Origin of the sequence: Paraburkholderia sp. ZP32-5, from assembly GCF_021390495.1 — a bacterium.
In the GTDB taxonomy this organism is placed as follows: domain Bacteria; phylum Pseudomonadota; class Gammaproteobacteria; order Burkholderiales; family Burkholderiaceae; genus Paraburkholderia.
On sequence record NZ_JAJEJP010000001.1, the window covers coordinates 3205804 to 3223882 of the forward strand.

16 protein-coding genes are annotated in these 18079 nt (G+C 65.2%); 6 read left to right on the top strand and 10 right to left on the bottom strand.

The features are described from left to right. Positions 1 to 16 precede the first annotated feature (16 nt). The 6 genes from L0U82_RS13730 to L0U82_RS13755 all read right to left on the bottom strand — a co-directional run bounded on the left by L0U82_RS13730 (position 17) and on the right by L0U82_RS13755 (position 6993). Positions 17 to 997 (bottom strand): 2-hydroxyacid dehydrogenase, encoded by a 981-nt coding sequence (locus L0U82_RS13730; RefSeq protein ID WP_233831682.1) that lies wholly within the window; start codon positions 995 to 997, stop codon positions 17 to 19. Next, positions 994 to 1770, bottom strand: coding sequence for a class II aldolase/adducin family protein (locus tag L0U82_RS13735; RefSeq protein ID WP_233831683.1), 777 nt, complete (start codon positions 1768 to 1770; stop codon positions 994 to 996). Before L0U82_RS13735 ends, L0U82_RS13730 begins: the two co-directional genes overlap by 4 nt. 55 nt (positions 1771 to 1825) lie before the next feature. Then, positions 1826 to 3073, bottom strand: a complete 1248-nt coding sequence (locus L0U82_RS13740; protein ID WP_233831684.1) for a porin — start codon at positions 3071 to 3073, stop codon at positions 1826 to 1828. A gap of 66 nt (positions 3074 to 3139) precedes the next feature. Then, on the bottom strand, positions 3140 to 4051 hold the full coding sequence (locus L0U82_RS13745; RefSeq protein ID WP_233831685.1) for an SMP-30/gluconolactonase/LRE family protein: 912 nt from the start codon (positions 4049 to 4051) through the stop codon (positions 3140 to 3142). A gap of 5 nt (positions 4052 to 4056) precedes the next feature. After that, complete coding sequence (locus tag L0U82_RS13750) at positions 4057 to 5742, bottom strand: MFS transporter (RefSeq protein WP_442793639.1); 1686 nt, start codon at positions 5740 to 5742, stop codon at positions 4057 to 4059. A 90-nt stretch (positions 5743 to 5832) separates the two neighbouring features. Next, the gene (locus tag L0U82_RS13755) at positions 5833 to 6993 is read right to left on the bottom strand and encodes an alpha-hydroxy acid oxidase (RefSeq protein ID WP_233831687.1); all 1161 of its coding nucleotides are present in this window, start codon (positions 6991 to 6993) and stop codon (positions 5833 to 5835) included. Between the two features lie 290 nt (positions 6994 to 7283). Between L0U82_RS13755 and L0U82_RS13760 the strand changes: the two genes are divergently transcribed. Next, positions 7284 to 8270, top strand: a complete 987-nt coding sequence (locus L0U82_RS13760) for a LysR family transcriptional regulator (protein WP_233831689.1) — start codon at positions 7284 to 7286, stop codon at positions 8268 to 8270. A 1-nt stretch (position 8271) separates the two neighbouring features. Here L0U82_RS13760 and L0U82_RS13765 read toward each other — a convergent pair whose 3' ends face one another. The 3 genes from L0U82_RS13765 to L0U82_RS13775 form a co-directional block, all read right to left on the bottom strand. Next, positions 8272 to 9327, bottom strand: a complete 1056-nt coding sequence (locus tag L0U82_RS13765) for a LysR family transcriptional regulator (protein WP_233831691.1) — start codon at positions 9325 to 9327, stop codon at positions 8272 to 8274. Between the two features lie 41 nt (positions 9328 to 9368). Continuing rightward, positions 9369 to 10655, bottom strand: coding sequence for an MFS transporter (locus tag L0U82_RS13770; protein WP_233831693.1), 1287 nt, complete (start codon positions 10653 to 10655; stop codon positions 9369 to 9371). Between the two features lie 63 nt (positions 10656 to 10718). Beyond that, on the bottom strand, positions 10719 to 11480 hold the full coding sequence (locus L0U82_RS13775) for an SDR family NAD(P)-dependent oxidoreductase (protein WP_233831695.1): 762 nt from the start codon (positions 11478 to 11480) through the stop codon (positions 10719 to 10721). Positions 11481 to 11861: 381 nt separating this feature from the next. On the opposite strand from L0U82_RS13775, the gene L0U82_RS13780 reads away from it, so the two are divergent. The 5 genes from L0U82_RS13780 (at position 11862) to L0U82_RS13800 (ending at position 16756) form a co-directional block, all read left to right on the top strand. Then, positions 11862 to 12383 carry a hypothetical protein gene (locus L0U82_RS13780; RefSeq protein WP_233831697.1) on the top strand — a complete coding sequence of 174 codons (522 nt, stop codon included), beginning with the start codon at positions 11862 to 11864 and terminating at the stop codon, positions 12381 to 12383. 67 nt (positions 12384 to 12450) lie between these two features. After that, a complete protein-coding gene (locus L0U82_RS13785) occupies positions 12451 to 13326 on the top strand; it encodes a TauD/TfdA dioxygenase family protein (protein ID WP_233831699.1) in 876 nt (291 codons plus the stop codon). Beyond that, positions 13323 to 14249, top strand: coding sequence for a fumarylacetoacetate hydrolase family protein (locus tag L0U82_RS13790; RefSeq protein WP_233831701.1), 927 nt, complete (start codon positions 13323 to 13325; stop codon positions 14247 to 14249). The genes L0U82_RS13785 and L0U82_RS13790 overlap by 4 nt, the downstream gene beginning before the upstream one ends. Beyond that, on the top strand, positions 14246 to 15397 hold the full coding sequence (locus L0U82_RS13795; protein ID WP_233831703.1) for an alpha-hydroxy acid oxidase: 1152 nt from the start codon (positions 14246 to 14248) through the stop codon (positions 15395 to 15397). Before L0U82_RS13790 ends, L0U82_RS13795 begins: the two co-directional genes overlap by 4 nt. Positions 15398 to 15427: 30 nt before the next feature. After that, a complete protein-coding gene (locus L0U82_RS13800; RefSeq protein WP_233831704.1) occupies positions 15428 to 16756 on the top strand; it encodes an MFS transporter in 1329 nt (442 codons plus the stop codon). Between the two features lie 8 nt (positions 16757 to 16764). Here L0U82_RS13800 and L0U82_RS13805 read toward each other — a convergent pair whose 3' ends face one another. Beyond that, positions 16765 to 18066: an MFS transporter gene (locus L0U82_RS13805; protein ID WP_233831705.1), complete on the bottom strand. Its 1302-nt coding sequence runs from the start codon at positions 18064 to 18066 to the stop codon at positions 16765 to 16767. Between the last annotated feature and the right edge of the window lie 13 nt (positions 18067 to 18079).

An 18079-nucleotide genomic window follows, 5' to 3' on the forward strand; every position in this document is an offset into this window, starting at 1 on the left:
GCACGCGGGTGCTGCATCAGCGATCGTCGCTGCCGGATACAGGCGTCGGCAACGCTCGCCCGTCGAAACACGCGCTGAGATTCGCGACGATACCGTCCACATAAGCCTCTTCCGCGCGCGGCGAAAGCCCGGCCACGTGAGGCGACAGCACGAGATTCGGTGCGTCGAGCAAGCGTTGCGGCACCGCCGGCTCTTCGGCATACACATCGAGCGCGGCACCCGCGATCGTGCGTGCGTGAAGCGCTTCTGCAAGCGCCGCCGTATCGACCACGGTGCCGCGCCCGACATTGACCAGATAGCCGTCGGGGCCGAGTGCCCGCAGCACCCGTGCGTCGACAAGGCCATGCGTTGCCGCGCCGCCCGGCGCGCACACGAACAGAAAATCCGCGGCCGCCGCGAGCACGACGGCATCCGGTGCGTAGTCGAATGGCACATCGCCGCGCGGATTGCGGTTGTGATAACTGATCGGCATGTCGAATGCCGCGAGCCGCGTCGCGATCGCCATGCCGATCGCGCCGAGCCCGAGGATGCCCGCACGCCGTCCGCTCAGATCGGGCCACGCATGCCGCAGCGCATTCCATTCGCCGGCGCGCATCGCGCGATCGTTGCTGACGATGCCGCGCACCGCGGCAAACAGCAACGCGATCGCGTGATCGGCAACACTCGCGGTGTTTGCGCCCCGGCCGTGCGTGACCGCGATACCGCGCGCGCGAGCCGCCGCGACGTCGATCGATTCATAGCCGACGCCGATCGCACAGATGATTTCGAGCGCCGGCAGCCGGTCCATCCATTGCGCGCGCCAGCCGGTGGCGACATTGGTGACGACGCCGCGCACCACGGTTCCCCACGTGGCGATCGCATGCTCGCGCCGCGCGGCATCGGGTGCGTAATGTACGTCGAAAGCCGCGGATAGACGCGTGAGACCATGCGCCGGCAGCGCACACGCGACGATGATCGATACCCGCCCCGGTGCCGCCGCGCGCGTCGCCTCGCTCATTCCTTGTAGCTCGTATCGAGCCAGTCGAGCTGACGCAGCATCGCCGGCCATTCGAGCACGCCGTAACGCCGTGTGACGTCCGGCTGCCACTGCGCATTTGCCTTCGCAACGATGTCCGGCGATGGAATCACCAGTTCCGTATTGCACGCCATCGCATCGATCTGCGTCTTGCACGCCAGTTCGAGCCGATACATCGAGTTGAATGCTTCGGCAATCGTCGGGCCGACCGCGAGCAGACCATGATTGCGCAGCACCATCACTTCGGCGTCGCCGAGATCGTCGATCAGGCTTTGCTGTTCGTCGAGATCGATCGATATACCCTGGAACTCGTGATAGGCGACTTTCGCGAAACGCGTGGCGGTTTGCGTCAGCGGCAGCAACCCGCATTTGAGCGCCGACAGCGCCATGCCCGCGCGCGAATGCGTATGGATGATGCACTTCGCGTCGGCGCGTCCGCGATGAATCGCGCCGTGAATCACGAAGCCCGGCCGATTGAATCCGTACGGCAAATCAGGCTTCGAAAGAATATTGCCGTCCAGATCGATCTTCATCAGATTCGACGCGGTGATCTCCGGATACAGCAGACCATACGCGTTGATCAGGAAATGCCCAGGCTCGCCAGGCACTTCGACGGAAATATGATTGGCGATCATATCGGTCATGCCGTACACCGACACCAGCCGGTAACACGCGGCGAGTTCGACGCGTGCGTGCCACTCGTCGGCGGAGACCTTGTCTCTGATGGATGCGACGGTAAAGCCTGTTTTCAGCATCGTTACCTCCGGTCTGCGCGGCACGCTGCCGCGCCTGATTCAAGCAGTCACAAAATCAGAACAGATGCCGCATGCCCACCGCGACGATCATCTGATAAGCGGTCGCCGACGGCGTGATGCCGGCAATCGACGCCACCGCGGCCTGCCCCAGCGAATCGGTGCCCGACGCCTTCTGCATCGCGCTGAGGATGTAGATATCGGTCGACTTGGACAGGTTGTAGTCGGCGCCCAGATTGAGCTGCTGATAGTGCGCGCTGCTGGAACTGCTCATCGCGCCATTCACCGCGCCGCGCCTCGTGAAATCATAGGACACGCCAACGCGGAACGCCGGCGTGACCGACACGCGCAGACTGCCTTCGAAGTTGTCGAACGCGACGTCGCCGCTGTAGTGCAGCGGATTCAGGCTCGCATTGCTGCCGAGCCCCAACAGGCGTGTGTGGTTGTACGCACCGCCCACCAGCACGCTGCCGAACTTGTAGGTCGCCGCGGCGGCAATCGTATCGAGCGTCGACGCCGATGCGAAGCCGGCAATGACCGGGTTCGATTGCGGGGACGTGGCCGAGCCGAACGAGCCCATGTTGTTGCCGGTCGCCGACGCATTCGGGTTGTTGCCGAACATCGACGTATTCGGATTGCGGCCGTTCACATAGGCAAGCGCGGTGGAGAGCGCGCCCATCGCATAGCTGCCGCCGATCGACCAGACCTGGTTCGCGCCCATGCTGCCGGGCACGCCGCCGAAGCCATACACGGCGCCGACACGAAAGCCGTGCCACACAGGGCTCATGTACTTCAGCGAGTTGTTGATACGGCGCGAGTAGTCGACGTTGTCGTAGTCGTCCGGATGCGCGTTGAAGAAGCCCCAGTTGTACGCATACGTGAGCGGGTCGGTGAAATCGGTCATTGCGTCGCCCTGGCGGCCCAGCGTGACCTGTCCGGCCGATGCGCTCGCGAGGCCCACCCACGCCTGCCGTCCGAAGAACGAGCCGCCCTGTCCGATCGCGCCGCTATTCATGCTGAAGCCGCTTTCGAGCGTGAAGATCGCCTTCAGGCCACCACCGAGATCCTCCGCGCCCGTCAAGCCAAAGCGGCTCGCGCCGAGCGCCGAATTCGCGCCATCGAACTGCGCGACCTGATGATGGCCGACGGGGCCACCACCTGGACTCGTGCCGCTCGTCTGCGCATTCGTGATGTACGACACGTTGCCGGACACCACGCCATACAGCGTGACGCTGCTCTGCGCGAACGCGTTGCACGCACACGGCAACGCCAGCAAACCGGCCCATCTCCAAACCGTCTTCTCCATGTTCTCCTCCATCATTGTTGGTATCACTCGTGATGCGACGTCGATTCGACGCGACGGCCGAGCCGGTCAATACGCCGGCTTGAGTCCGTCGCGCGGCCAGTCGAGCCGCAGCAATTCACCGCGCGACGCGGCGGTCACATACGCATGCCGGCCATCGGGACCGCCGAAGCACAGATTGGTGACTGTCGGCTCATCGGGAATCGGCACGAATTCGACCAGCCCGCCTTGCGGCGAAATCACCGACAGCCCGCCCTGCGCAAGCGTCGCGACGACGACGTTGCCGTTCGCCTCGACCGCCAGCGAATCGAAGCGCGCGTAGTACGGCGGCGCGTACAACATCCGTCCGCCGTAGGGCTGCGTATGGCTTTTCTGCAGCCGCAGACGGCCGGGTGCTTCGATATCGAAGGCCCAGAGCCGGCAGGTATCGGTTTCGGCGACATAGAGCGTGCGTTCGTCCGGCGACAGGCCGATACCGTTCGGCGTAACGATCGGGAAAATCACCTCGTCGATCAACGAGCCGTCCGCGCGCGCGTAGTAGATGCCGCCGCGATCGCCGTCGCGCTCGCGGCGTTTGCCCTGATCGGTAAACCAGAAGCCGCCGTGCGAATCGAAGACCAGATCGTTCGGCCCGCGCAACGCATGCTCGCCGCAATGGCTGTACAGCACGCGTACTTCGCCGCTCGTCGGATCGACACGCTCGATGCGCCCGCCGACGTAATCGTCGGGTTGGCCCACCGGAAACAGCACGCCATGCACCGGTGTCCAGCGCATGCCGCCGTTGTTGCACACGTAGCACGCGCCATCCGGTCCGATCGCCGCGCCATTCGGCGAGCCTTCGAAGGTGGCGACCGTCTGCTTCGTGCCATCCGCGGCGATGCGCGTGAGCCGCTGATGCCGCAACTCGACGACCAGCACGCTGCCGTCGTCGCACCAGATCGGTCCTTCGGGAAAACCGAGTTCGTTGGCGATGATGTCCATGGCGTTCAGTCCTGTGCGGCGAGATCGACATCCTTCGTCTCACGGACCAGCAGCATGCCGATCACGAATACGATGGCCGAGCCGATCACCGGATACCAGAGTCCGTCGTACATGTTGCCGGTCTGTGCGACCACGGCGAGCGCGGCGGCCGGCGCGAGGCCGCTGCCGAGAATGTTGCCGACGTGGTACGGCAAGCTCATCGACGTATAGCGGATACGTGTGGGGAATATTTCGACCAGCATCGCCGCGATCGGGCCGTACACCATCGTCACGTAGATCACCAGCAGCGTCAGGATCGCGACGATCAGCGGCTTGTTCATCTGCGCCGGATCGGCGCGTGACGGATAGCCGGCGTGCGTGAGCACCGCGCCGAGCTGCTTGCGAAACGCGGCGAAGCGCTGCTGCGCGTCGGCGCTCGACAGGCCCTGCGCCGAGTACGACGGCAGCGTCTGACCGCCGATGCTGATCGACGCGGGGCCGCTCGCATCGACGATGTCGTAGCTGACGCCTTCGGCGGCGAGCGCCTGCTTGGCGACATCGCAGGAGCTGGTGAATTTCTTCAGCCCGGTCGGGTTGAACTGGAACGAGCACTCCGACGGATCGACGCTCACCGTGACGTGCGCACGTTGTTGCGCTGCCGCCATCGCCGGATTGGTCGCGGCGGTCAGCGCCTTGAACAATGGAAAGATCGTCAGCGTCGCGATCAGGATGCCGCCCATGATCACCGGCTTGCGGCCGATCCGGTCCGACAGCGCGCCAAACACGACGAAAAACGGTGTACCGAGCAGCAGCGCAATCACGATCAGAATGTTGGCGGTCAACGGATCGACCTTCAGCGCACCCGTCAGAAAGAACAGCGTATAGACCTGCCCCGTCACGCCAACCAATGCCTGGCCGAGCACCAGTCCGAACAGCGCGATCAGCACGATCTTCAGGTTCTTCCAGACGAGAAACGCCTCGCTGATCGGCGCCTTCGACAGGCGTCCTTCGGCTTTCATCTTCTGGAAGGTCGGCGATTCGTGCATCGCGAGCCGTACCCATACGCTCAGTGCGAGCGGAACGACCGAGATCAGGAACGGGATGCGCCAGCCATAGGCATCGAACGCCTCGCTGCTGAGCACGTAGCGCAGGCCGAGAATCACGATCAACGACATCGACAGGCCGATCGTCGTGGTGGTTTGCAGCCACGACGTGAACGCGCCGCGCTTGCCTGGCGGCGCGTGTTCGGCGAGGTAGGTTGCCGCGCCGCCGTATTCGCCGCCGACCGCGAGCCCCTGCAACAAACGCAGCGAAATCAGGATCACCGGCGCGGCAATTCCGATGTTTGCATAGGTCGGCAGAATACCGACCGCGAACGTCGACAGCCCCATGCACAGGATCGTCACCAGAAACGTGTACTTGCGTCCGACCAGATCGCCCAGCCGGCCGAACACCAGCGCGCCGAACGGCCGCATCACGAAGCCCGCGGAGAACGCGAGCAGCGCGAAGATCATCTGCGAGCCTTCGTCGAGGTTCGAGAAGAAATGCCGGCCGATGGAACTGGCCAGTCCGCCGTACAGGTAAAAGTCGTACCACTCGAACGCGGTGCCGACGCTGGCCGCGAAAATCAGTTTCTTGTCCGCGCGCGTGATGCCCGCGGCGGACGAGGATGCGCTCACCGGGTCCGCTCCGGAAATGGTTCGGGTCACAATCACTGTCTCCTATCGTTTTTTAATTTGGGCCGGCGCGCTTCGACGCGTTGCCGATGCATGTCGATGCATGTCGATGTTCCCGACGCGATATCAGAGGCCCGGCCGCGCAATCAGCGTGGCGTCGACTTCATTGAACGAGCACCGCCCCACCAGCGCGAGCGTGCGGTCCATCTCGTCGCGCAGCATCTCGAGCGCGCGGCTCACGCCCGCTTCTCCGCCCGCGCCGAGCCCATACAGCGCCGCCTTGCCGACCATCACCGCATCGGCGCCGAGCGCGATCGCCTTGACCACATCGGAGCCGCGCCGGATTCCGCTATCGACGAGCAGCGTGACGCGTTTCGACAGCGCGGCGCGCACTTCCGGCAGCACATCGATCGGCGCCATCGCCGAATCGAGGTTGCGCCCGCCATGGTTCGACAACACGATGCCGTCGACGCCATGACGCTCGGCGGCCTCGGCATCCGCGGCGCTCATCAGTCCCTTGACGATCAGCGTATGCGGCCAGCGCTCGCGCAACGCGTCGACATCGGCCCACGTCACCGACGCCGCATTCGCGAGCCGCACCGGCGCGCCGGTAATCCTCGCGTTCATCCCTTGCGGGTAATTTGCGTAACGGGGGATGCCTCCATCGAACAGATAACGGCCCATCACGCCCGCGAGCCAGCCCGGATGACGCAGCACGTCGCAGGTCATGCGCGGCGTCAGACGAAACGGATTGACAAAGCCGTTGCGCGCATTGAACTCGCGATTCGGCATCACCGCCGTATCGACGGTCAGCATCAACGTCTTCACACCGACGGCCCGTGCCCGCTCGATCACCGCGTACGAGTGCCGGCGCTCTTCCCACAGATAGGTCTGAATCCACATCGCGCCCTGGGTCGCGTCGAAGATCGCTTCGATCGGCGTGGTCGCGCTGGTCGACAGCGTGAACGGAACACCGGCTCGCGTCGCCGCCATCGCCAGCGCCAGTTCGCCCTGATACCAGAGGATGTCCGCGATACCGGTCGGGCCGATGATCAGCGGCATGCTTTGCGTGTTGCCGAACACGGCGCGACGCAGATCGCGCTTCGATACGTCGACGAGTTGCGAGGGCCTGAGCTTGATGCGCCGGTAACTATCGAGGTTGTTGGCAAGCGCGACATCGTCTTCCGTGCCGCGATCGATGAAATCGAAAACACCGCGCGGCAAGCGGCGTCGTGCCAGAGTGCGAAGATCGTGGATGTTGTAGGCGTGCCGATGCGTGTTGGCCATGGAGTCGTTTTCGATGCGGCGCCCGTGCGTCAGCGCTCGGGCGATGTGTGTCTCGTTCAGCGGATCGGACACTCGTTGCAACCGGGATCCGCGCGTTGTTTTTCGATGGGGGGATTCTAGGTTTCGCTTTCTGCCGAGGCCAATTCATAATTCGAAACCGTCGCTTCAGCTTTTTTGATAAGTCGCGAGGACCGCTGACAACACGGATTTGCGCGGTATTAACGACGGCCTATACTGCGCGCGTGCGCGAGCATGCCGCGCGCGGCCCTTCTTCGATCCGGACTCGACACATGAAGCCCAGCGTCACATTCCGTCAGTTGAATGCCTTTCGCACAGTGGCTCGTCTGCAGAGCTTCACGCAGGCCGCCAACGCGTTGCACATCTCGCAGTCGGCATTGACGATGCAGATCGGTGCGCTCGAAAACCAGCTCGGCGTGCAGCTATTCGATCGCAGCCGCCGTCAGGTCAGCCTGACCTTCGTGGGCGACAACCTGCTCGCGCTCGCCGCGCGCATCGTCGATGAAGTCGATGGCTTCGCAGCCGCCGCGAGCGAGTTGGCGGGTCTCGATCGCGGCATCGTGCGCGTCGCGACGCTGCCTTCGATCGCATCGCGCTACGTCGCGCCCGCCGCGCGTGCGCTGAAACGCGAATTCCCCGGCTTCCAGCTGAAAATTCTCGACGCAGTGGCCGAACGCGTGATCGAACTGGTCAAGGAAGGCGACGCAGATTTCGGCATCACGAGCCGCGTGGCCGGCGACCCCGATCTGCACTGGGAGTATTTTCTCGAAGACCGGCTGTTCGGCTACGAACATGTCGCGACGGCCGGCGATCCGCCCCGCACGTCGATTACGCTCGCCGAACTCGCCAGCAAGCCGCTGATCCTGTCGGGACGCAACGGCATCGTGCGCAAGCTGCTCGATCAGGCGATCAGCGATCACGGTCTCGACATGCGGGCCGATTACGAAGTTGTCTACGACGCGACCGCGATCTCGCTCGCGAAGGAAGGACTCGGCATCGCCGTGCTATCCGAAGCGATCGGCCGCACGATGCAGGCCCCCGAACTGGCTGCTTATCCGATCGTCGATCCGGAAATCCGCCGCGAAGTATGGTTCGTCTGGTCGAACCGGCAAACGCTGTCGCGCAGCGCCAACGCGTTGCGGTTGATTCTGCTCAATGGTGTCGAGCGGGAGCGGCAGGAAGGTGGAGTGTCGGGTGCGGATAGCGGCGAAGAGCCGGGCGACGACACGGACGCAGACGCAGACGTTCGCGCGGATTGACTCATTCTCGCGCGTCGACACCCGCGTTGATATCCGCATCATCGTGCGCTTCATCGTGTGCATCGACATCCGCCGACTCGCCGCGCGCATTCCGCACAACCGCCGCACCCGCTCCTTGCGCCTCCGGCACCCGCCGCATACGCGGCGCGCGCGGCGACGCCCATGCCTGTCCCTCGGCAAACCAGTTGCGCAGGAATTCGAGCAAGGTCCGCACGCGCGACGGCAGATGCCGGCGGCTCGGATACATCGCGTAAATATCGAGTTCGGTCGGCGACGAATCGGGCAGCACGATCCGCAGCGCCCCGCTTTTCAGATGGTCGTCAATCATGTAGCGCGGATGCATCGAGATGCCGTGGCCGAGAATCGCCGCGCGCAGCAGCGCCTCGCCGAAATTGGCGCGCACACGGCCACGCGCGCGCACCGAGCCGCTGCCATGCGCATCGCCGAACATCCACACGCCGTTCGGCGATTTGTTGATGTTGACGAGGCAGTCGTGATCTTGCAGGTCTTCGATACTGCGCGGCTCGCCACGCTGCGCGAGATACGCGGGCGATGCAACGAGCGCTTGCGGCACGCGCGCGAGTTTCAGCGCGACGTAGCTGGTGTCCTTCAGCGCGGGCGCGATGCGGATCGTCAGATCGAGCCGCTCGGCGACCAGATCGGCGCCGCCGTCGTCGAGATAGAGCAGCACCTGCATGTCCGGATAACGCTCGGCGAACGCCGCCACCACCGGCACCAGGTGATACGCGCCGAACGACGGCGGCGTACCCACGCGCAGGATGCCGCGCGTGCCGCCCACGGTGTTGCGCATTTGCGCTTCGATCTCCGACATCTGTTCGAGCATGCCCTGGCCGCTGTCGAGCAGCGCGAGCCCGGCTTCGGTCAGACTCACGCTCTTGGTCGTGCGGGTCAGCAATTGCGCGCCGAGCCGCTCTTCGAGCCACGCAACGTGCTTCGTCACGTTGCCCTTCGACATACCGAGATGCTGCGCCGCGGACGAAAAGCTCGCCGCGTGCGCGACCTCGATGAAGACTTCGATACAGCGCAAGCGATCCATGGGTCAAGGTCCCGCGCAAATTGGACGGCGACGCCCGCGAGTCAGGTCTTCACAGCGAAACTTCCGACGAAACTGAGCGCTGCCGCGAGCATCATGTAGAACGCCGGCGACAACGAAGAATGCGTGAACGAAATCATCAACGTGATGAAGAACGCTGCAAATCCGCCGAACACCGTGACCGACAGATTGTAAGACACCGAAATACCGGTCGACAGCACGCGCGACGGAAACAGCTCGGCGAGCGCCGCCAGCAGCGGGCCCGTATAGCAAGCGCTGAAGATGCCGGCCAGCACCGAAAACACGGTCAGCGCGCCGAGCGTCGGGGTACGCAGGATGTACGAGAACATCGGATACGCGGTCGCGAAAATAACCGCGGCCGACCACATCAGAAAACGCCGATGTCCCCAGCGGTCCGACAATCGGCCCACCACCGGCGACAGCACCATGAACACGGTGCCGCCGACCGTCACCGACAGAAACGCGAGCTTCTGCGGCTGATGCAGTTCGGTCACCACATAGGTCGGCATGTAATGCATGTACACGTACGTGCAGGTCGTCCACAGCGCGACCAGCGCGAAGCTCGCGAAGGTCTGCAGCGGGAATTCCTTCCACACCTCGATGAACGGCGAAGCGGAGCGCGCATCGGCTTGCGGCGCGCGCGGGCTTTCGTCGATACGGCTGCGAATATAGAAGCCGACCGGACCGATGATCACGCCGAACAGGAACGGGATGCGCCAGCCCCATGCATAGAGCTGATCGTGCGTCAGGAAAATCGTCAGGATCGCGCCGATCAGCGTGCCGAGCACGATGTTGAACGCGATGCTCGACTGGATCCAGCTCGTATAGAACGCGCGCTCGCCGGGCGGCGCATATTCGACCAGAAACGCGCTCGCGCTGCCCATCTCGCCGCCGGCCGAAAAGCCCTGCAAAAGCCGCGCGAAAATCAGCATCAGCGGACCGAACCAGCCGGCCACGCGATACGGCGGCGCGAGTCCGATCAGCGCGGTGCCGAACGCCATCATCAGCACCGACATCGACAGCGCCGGCTTGCGGCCCACCTTGTCCGCGTAGACGCCGAACATGATCGCGCCGAGCGGACGCATGATGAACGCCGCGCCATAGACGCCGACCGTCAGCAGCAGCGAACTGAGCGGGTTGCCGGTCGGAAAGAACTGCGTCGACAGGATCACCGCGAAGGCCGTGTAGACCGTGAAATCGAACCATTCGAGACCGTTGCCGATCGTCGTCGCGATGATCGCGCGGCGCCGCTGCACGGCACTCGGTTCGACGGCGTTCGGCAGCGGCTGCGCGACGGATAGCGCGGGCATGAGCACTCCTTGCTGGGATGAAAGAAAATCGCCGTTCCGACTCATTTAATTCAGAGCGGCGGTTCAGCGTGGCAACTCGCCGGTGACGAGCGCGGCGGACGTGCCGCCGTCGACGGGAATCATGGCGCCGTTCACATAGCGCGCGCCGTCGCCGAGCAGAAACAGCACGACATCGGCGACATCGCGCGGCTCGGCAATGCGCCCGACTGGCGACTGCCCCGACGCGCGATAACCGCCGCCTTGTTGCGCCGCGAGCGCGGCGTGGATCATCGGTGTATCGACGGTGCCGGGCGCGACCGCATTGACGCGCACATGCGCCGCTCCGAGTTCGACCGCCAGCACGCGCATCAGCAGATTCAACGCCGCCTTCGACGCCGCATAAGCGCCGCCGCCGACCTTCGGCCGCCACGCGGCGATCGACGCGACCATCACGACCCGCGCGGGCCGCTCGGCACTTGCCTGCGCGCGCAGCAGCGGCAGCGCGGCCTTCACGCAGCGCCACGGGCCGCGCGCATTGACGGCAAACAGCAGATCGAACTCGTCGTCGCGCATGTCGGCAAGCGGCGCGGTGCGCAGCACGCCGGCCGAACAGATCAGCGCGTCGACGTGCGATGAGATGCCCGCGATATCGCGCATCGCGTGATCGATAGACTCCGCGTTCGCGACGTCGCAAAGATGGAGATGAAGTGCATCGGTGGGTACCGCGGCGAGCGCATCGGTGCGCAGATCGAGCGCGTGCACGGTCCACCCTTGTGCAAGCAGTTGCCGGCAGCATTCGAAGCCGATGCCGGAGTTCGCGCCGGTGACGATGGCAACGCCGCTCATGCGTGTGCCCGTGAAGCGCGCAAATCGTACGAATCGCGGCGCGCGGTGTGAACGTCAGGCATGGTCGTCGTCCTCCGGGAGCCGCTCGATCGCGGCGTTGTCTCGTGCCGGCGCGTCTCGGGCAGCTCGGCTTATCGAGCAACATTCTAGGAGGCCTCGCGACGCTGACGGTGGATCAATGGGGAAACAGGTTGTTTCCATATCGGAAACGTCAGGACCCGCTCGTCACGGTGGAATTGATTTAGTGTGGCAGCCATTGGCGTCGCCCGAACCGTAACGCAATGAGCGGCGCGCTTGTTCGTGGTTTGGAAACATGGCAGCGCCCGCCTCACGCAATCGCAATCCATCGCCATCCATCGTTATCGACAGCAAGGAGGACCGGTGTCGCAGACTTTCGAAACACCGCACGTCGCGGCCGTCGCGCCATCAGCAAGTGAACTCGAGCACACGCTGACGCAGTTCTTTCTGCATCTCGACCGCTCCAGCTACGCGGCGCTGCTCGCGCTCACGCACGCGCGCTTTCGCTGGCATCGGCAGGGCAAGATCCTCGACGGTCACACCGACGTGTTGGCCGCGCTCAACGAACGTCCCAGCACGCAACGCGTGGTCCACGTGATCACGAATGCCGTCGTCGAAGACGCTACGCCCGCCAGCATCACGCTCGGCGCGTACATGACCGCCTATCGCAGTGGCGACGGACCGCCGCCTGATGGCCCCGCAACGATTGCCGGGCCGTTGCGCCTGTCGCGCGTCACCACGCGTTTCGAAGCGCAAAACAAAGCGCACAACAAGGCGCAAAGCGAAACCCCAAACGAAGCCTCAACCGATACCTGCAGCTGCGCGTCCGGCTGGCTCATCACCGAGCAGATTCTCACGCCGCTATTCAGCTTCGGCGCGCAGTGACGCGATACGCGTTGCCCGTACCCGCCGTTCAGCACCTTCCCCTTTCGCATCGACCCAGGACATCGACATGAGAATTACCCGCAGCGGCCAGACGCTCGGCGCACGCATCGAAGGCATCGACCTGTCGCAGCCACTCGACGACACGACTTTCGCCACACTTCAGCAGGCGCTCGGCGAGCACGGCGTGCTTAGCTATCCGCATCAGCAACTCCAGGCGATCGATCTGAAGCGCTTCGCCGAACGCTTCGGCACGCTCGAAGTGAACGTCGCGAACAGTTATCAGGAACCGGGCATTCCGGAAGTGATGGTGCTGTCGAACATCGTGCGCGACGGCAAGCCGATCGGTCTCGCGGATGCCGGCCAGAGCTGGCACACCGACATGTCGTACAGCCGCACGATCGCCTTCACCAACATCCTGTACGGCATCCAGATTCCGCGGCGCGACGGCCGTTCGCTCGGCAACACCGAGTTCTGCAACATGCACGCCGCCTACGACGAACTGCCCGACGCACTGAAGACGCGCCTCGCGTCGATGACGATCACCCACGACTTCAACAAGTTCTGGGAAATGATGCGCCGCGAGCGCAACAGCACGCGCCCGCCGCTCACCGACGCGCAGCGCGCGGCCAAGCCGCCGGTGCGTCATCCGGTGTTCCTCACGCATCCTCTGACCGGCCGCAAGGTGCTGTACGCGAATCCCGGCTACGCGATGCGGATCAACGAAATGTCCGAAGCCGACAGCGAACGCACGCTCGCGTTCCTGTTCGAGCACCAGACGCAGCCGCGTTTTCGTTATGCGCACGACTGGCAAGCCGGCGACGTGCTGATGTGGGACAACATCGGCACGATCCACAACGCGGTCGCCGACTACCGCGCGGACGAGCCGCGCCTGATCAAGCGTTGCCAGGTGATGGCGGATCGCGTATTCGGAGCCGCCGCATGAAGCTCGTCACCTACCGTACGCGCGATCAGCGCATCAGTTGCGGCGCCGTGCTCGATGGCCGCATCGTCGATATCGCTGCATGGATCGAGACGCTGCCGCACGCTGAAGCGAGCCGCGCGCGCAGCCTCGCCACCGGCCGCCCGCTCGCCGAGGGCGGCCTGCTGCGCTGGCTGCAAGCAGGCACCGACGCGCGCGCCGCGCTCGCCCGCCGTCTCGACACGCTGTCGGCCAGCGCTCGCGGTGCCGGCATCGCACTCGACGACGCGATGCTGTATGCGCCGGTGCCGAACCCCGGCAAGATCGTCGCAGTCGGCCGCAACTATGCGGACCATGCGAAGGAAACCGGCGTCGATCCGTTCGAGAAGCCGCGCATCATCAGCAAGTTTCCGTCCTCGGTGCGCGGTCATCGCGCGGCGATCGAGCGGCCGCCCGGCGTGACCAAGTTCGACTTCGAAGTGGAACTCGCAGTCGTGATCGGCGAGCCCGCGTATCGCGTGTCGCGCGAGCAGGCCGCGCGCCACATCGCCGGCTATACGGTGCTCAACGATCTGAGCGCGCGCGAGCTGCAATTCGACGTGAATCCGGCGCAGACCACCTACGCGAAAAGCGGCGATGGCTTCGCGCCGATGGGCCCGTGGCTCGTCACGCCCGATGAAATCGACGATCCGCGCGCGCTCGACGTGACGCTGCGTCTGAACGGCGAGCCGATGCAGCACGGCAATACCCGCGACCTGCTGTTCCCGGTCGACGTGCTGATCGAATACGTATCGCAATACTGCGTACTCGAAGCCGGCGACGTGCTCGCGACCGGCACGCCATCCGGCATCGGCGCATTCCGGCAGCCGCCGCGTTTCCTGCAGCCCGGCGACGCGCTGCGGCTGGAGGTGGCTCAGGTCGGCGTGCTCGAACACACGATCGTATGACGCGGCACGCCTCGCGCTGCGCGCGCGCGCCGTCGATCGACGCACTGCGCGCGCTGGCGCGGCGCCGTCTGCCGCGCGCGGTATTCGACTTCTTCGACGGCGGCGCCGAAGACGAACGCACGTTGCGCGCGAACCGCGCCGCGTTCGGCAAGCACACACTGATGCCGCGCGTGCTGCGCGACGTTAGCGAGCCGTCGCTCGAGACGTCGATACTCGGCGCGCCGTCGGCGCTGCCGGTTGCGATCGCGCCGACCGGCGCGGTCGGCTTCGGCTGGCGCGGCGGCGACGTCGCGATCGCGCGCGCGGCCGCGCGCCACGACATTCCGTATGCGCTGTCGACCTCCGCGACCGCGTCGATCGAAGAGATCGCGCAAGCGGCGAAGCGCCGCTGGTTCCAGGCCTACGTGCTGAAAGACCGCGATGCGACGCTCGCGCTGATCGAACGCGCCGCCGCGAGCGGCTACGAAGCGCTGATGATCACGGTCGATCTGCCGGTCGGCGGCAAGCGCGAGCGCGATCTGCGCAACCACTTCTCGATCCCGTTCCGCTACACCGCGCGCAATCTGGCCGACTTTGCGTCGCGGCCTGGCTGGTCGCTGCCGATGCTCGCGCACGGCGTGCCGGCGATGCCCAACCTGCCGGGCATCGCCGCGAAGCAAGGCGGCGCGGCGTCGCTCGCGTCGTCGGTGGGACGCAGCTACGATCCGTCGTTCGACTGGCAGGGTCTCGCCGGAATTCGCGATCTGTGGCGCGGCAAGCTGATCGTCAAAGGCATCGTGCATCCGGACGATGCGCGCCGCGCCGCCGATCTCGGCGTCGACGCAATCGTCGTGTCGAATCACGGCGGCCGTCAGCTCGACGTGGGACCGGCGACGCTCGATGCGCTGCCCGGCGTCGTTAAGGCCGCTGGCGCGCAGGTCGAGGTGCTGGTCGACGGCGGCATCCGGCGCGGCTCCGACATCGCGATCGCGCTGGCGCTGGGCGCGAAAGCGGTGCTGGTCGGACGCGCCACGCTATACGGCGCCTGCGCGGGTGGCGAGGCCGGCGCGCAGCGCGCGCTCGATATCCTCGCCGACGAATTGCGCCGCACGCTGCAACTGTGCGGCATCGCGCGCATCGCCGACATCGGTCCCGACCTGCTCGCCTGAAATCTGGAAGCTCACGACCTGGAGACTCGCATGGAAGATCACGCCGCGTTGCTCGATAGCTCGACTCGCATTGCCTTCCGACGCTTGATGCCGCTGTTGATCCTGATGTACGTGGTCGCATGCATCGACAAGGCCAATATCAGCTACGCGGCGTTGCGCATGAACGACGATCTGCATCTGTCGCCGGCCGCGTTCGGGCTCGGCGCGGGCTTGTACTTCATCGTCTATACGGCGCTCGAAGTGCCGAGCAATCTGCTGCTGCATCGCTACGGCGCGCGCCGCTGGATCGCGCGGATCATGCTGAGCTGGGGCGTGGTCGCGCTGTTGATGGCGGCGGTTAGCGGGCCGTGGTCGTTCTACACGATGCGGATGCTGCTCGGCGCCGCCGAGGCCGGCTTCTACCCCGGCATCCTGTTCTATCTGACCTTGTGGTTTCCGCAGCGTGAACGGGCCCGTGCAATGGTGTGGTTCACCACCGGCTTGCCGGTTGCGCTGGTGGCGGGCGGCGTGCTCGCGAGCGCGCTGCTGTCGCTGGACGGTGTGCTCGGACTGCATGGCTGGCAATGGATGTTTATCGTCGAAGGCGTGCCCGCGATCGTGCTGGCCGCCTATGTGTTCCGGCGCCTGCCGGACGGTCCGGATCACGTGAGCTGGCTTAGCGCACCGCAACGCGATGCACTGCGCGCACAACTGGCCGCCGAAGCGTCGGCGCAAACCCTGCATCCGCGCATCGCGCTGGTGCTCACCGACGTGCGGATTCTGCGGCTCGCGTTCGCACTATTTCTGATGATGATGGGCAATCTCGGCCTGAGTCTGTGGCTGCCGCAGATCGTGCGCCAGGCGGGCGGCTTCGATCCCGCGCGCGCGAGCCTCGTCGCGGCGGTGCCGTATGCGGTGACCACGCTGTCGATGATCGTCAACGCGCGCTACGCGGCGCGTAGCGGCAAGCGCCATCTGCATGTCGCGGTGCCGGCGTTGATCGGCGCGGCGGCGCTCGCGATCAGTGCCTATGCGACGAATACCGCGGTCGCGCTGATCGGCGTCACCGTGGCTGCCTCCGGCATCCTCAGTGCGATTTCGATGTTCTTCTCGATTCCGGCCTCGCTCGTGAGCGGCGCGCAGGCCGCCGCGGCGATTGCGCTCGTCAACAGTCTCGGCAATCTCGGCGGCTTCGCGGGACCGTATGTGATCGGGCTTGCGCGTGAAGCGGCCGGCAGTTTTTCGGCCGGCCTCGCGATCCTCGCGGCCTGTCTCGCGGTGGGCGCGCTGATCGTGTGGACGATGCCGTTGCGCGCTGTCGCGACGGCGGCGGTGCCGTCAGCGTCACCGGTTGGCGCGGCCGACGAGCGCGCGGGTTGACGGAGAACTCAAGACGCCGCCGCCGATCTTTCCAGCTCCGCCGCTGCATCGCGAGTCTCGCGCGGTTGCAGCGGCTCGGTGACCAACACCATCGACAGTCCCGCGCCGACCAGCAGCAACGCGCCGGCCAGCGCGAAGCTCAGCGTGTACTCATGCGTCGCGGCGATGATGTAGCCGGTCAGAAGCGGCGCGAGAAAGCCGAAGAAGTTGCCGCCGAGCACCAGCAGTCCGTACACTGCGCCCGCCGAACGGCGGTCGAAAATCATATCGCCGGTCAACGCGAAATTGAGCGTGTTGGCGCCGGAGATAAACAGCACCGACAGAATCAGCAACGCTTCCAGCGCGACGAGACTGCGTGAAAACGGAATCGCCGCGACACACAGCGCGAGCAGCATCAGCACGATCATCAGCTTGCGGCGCGCGCCGCTCGACAGGTCCTTGCCGCGCAACATCCGGTCGCTCGCCAGCCCGACCAGCACCGCGCCGACGCTGCCCGCCACGTACGGCAACATGCCGAGCCAGCCGGCGCTGATCATTTTCAGGCCGCGCACGTTGACGAGATAGGACGGCAGCCAGGTCAGAAACAGGTAGATCGAATAGGTCTGACAGCCGTGCGTGAGCAGCAAACCCCACATGGTCTTTTTCTTCAGCAGCGTTTTGACGGACATCGGCGTCACCGGCGCGGCGGTGACCGGTTCGCGTTCGGCGACGATCCGCGCGCGCTCCGTGTCGCTCAGCCACGCGGCACGCTCGGGGGACCGATAGATCGTCGCCCACGCGACGGTCCAGACCAGCGTCAGTCCGCCCAGCACGAAAAAGGACATCCGCCAGCCCGCCGATGCGATCAGCGCGGACGCCGCGACGATGCCGATTGCCGGCCCGAGCGTCGATCCCATGTTGAAAATCGATGTGGCGACGCCGCGCTCGTGACGCAGACTCCATTCGCGCACGATCCGGTTGCCGGTCGGATAGCTGGACGACTCGCCGGCACCGAGCAGCAGGCGCGCGGCAATCAGTGCACCGAAGCCGTCGACCGCGCCGGTCAGCATCGCGCCGACCGACCAGACCGCCATGCCGAGGCTCGATACCGCGCGCGAACCGTAGCGGTCCGCGAGCATGCCCATCGGCAGAATCAGCAGCACGTAGCTGTAGAAGAAGCACGAAAACACCACGCCCATCGCGGCCGGTCCGAGGTTGAACGCCTTGGCGATGGCCGGTCCGGCGACCGAGATGTTCACGCGATCCACGTAGTTGAGCGCATTCGCGACGAACAGCACCCAGATGATGATCCAGCGTCGTTTGTCTGCCATGTCTCCTCCTTTG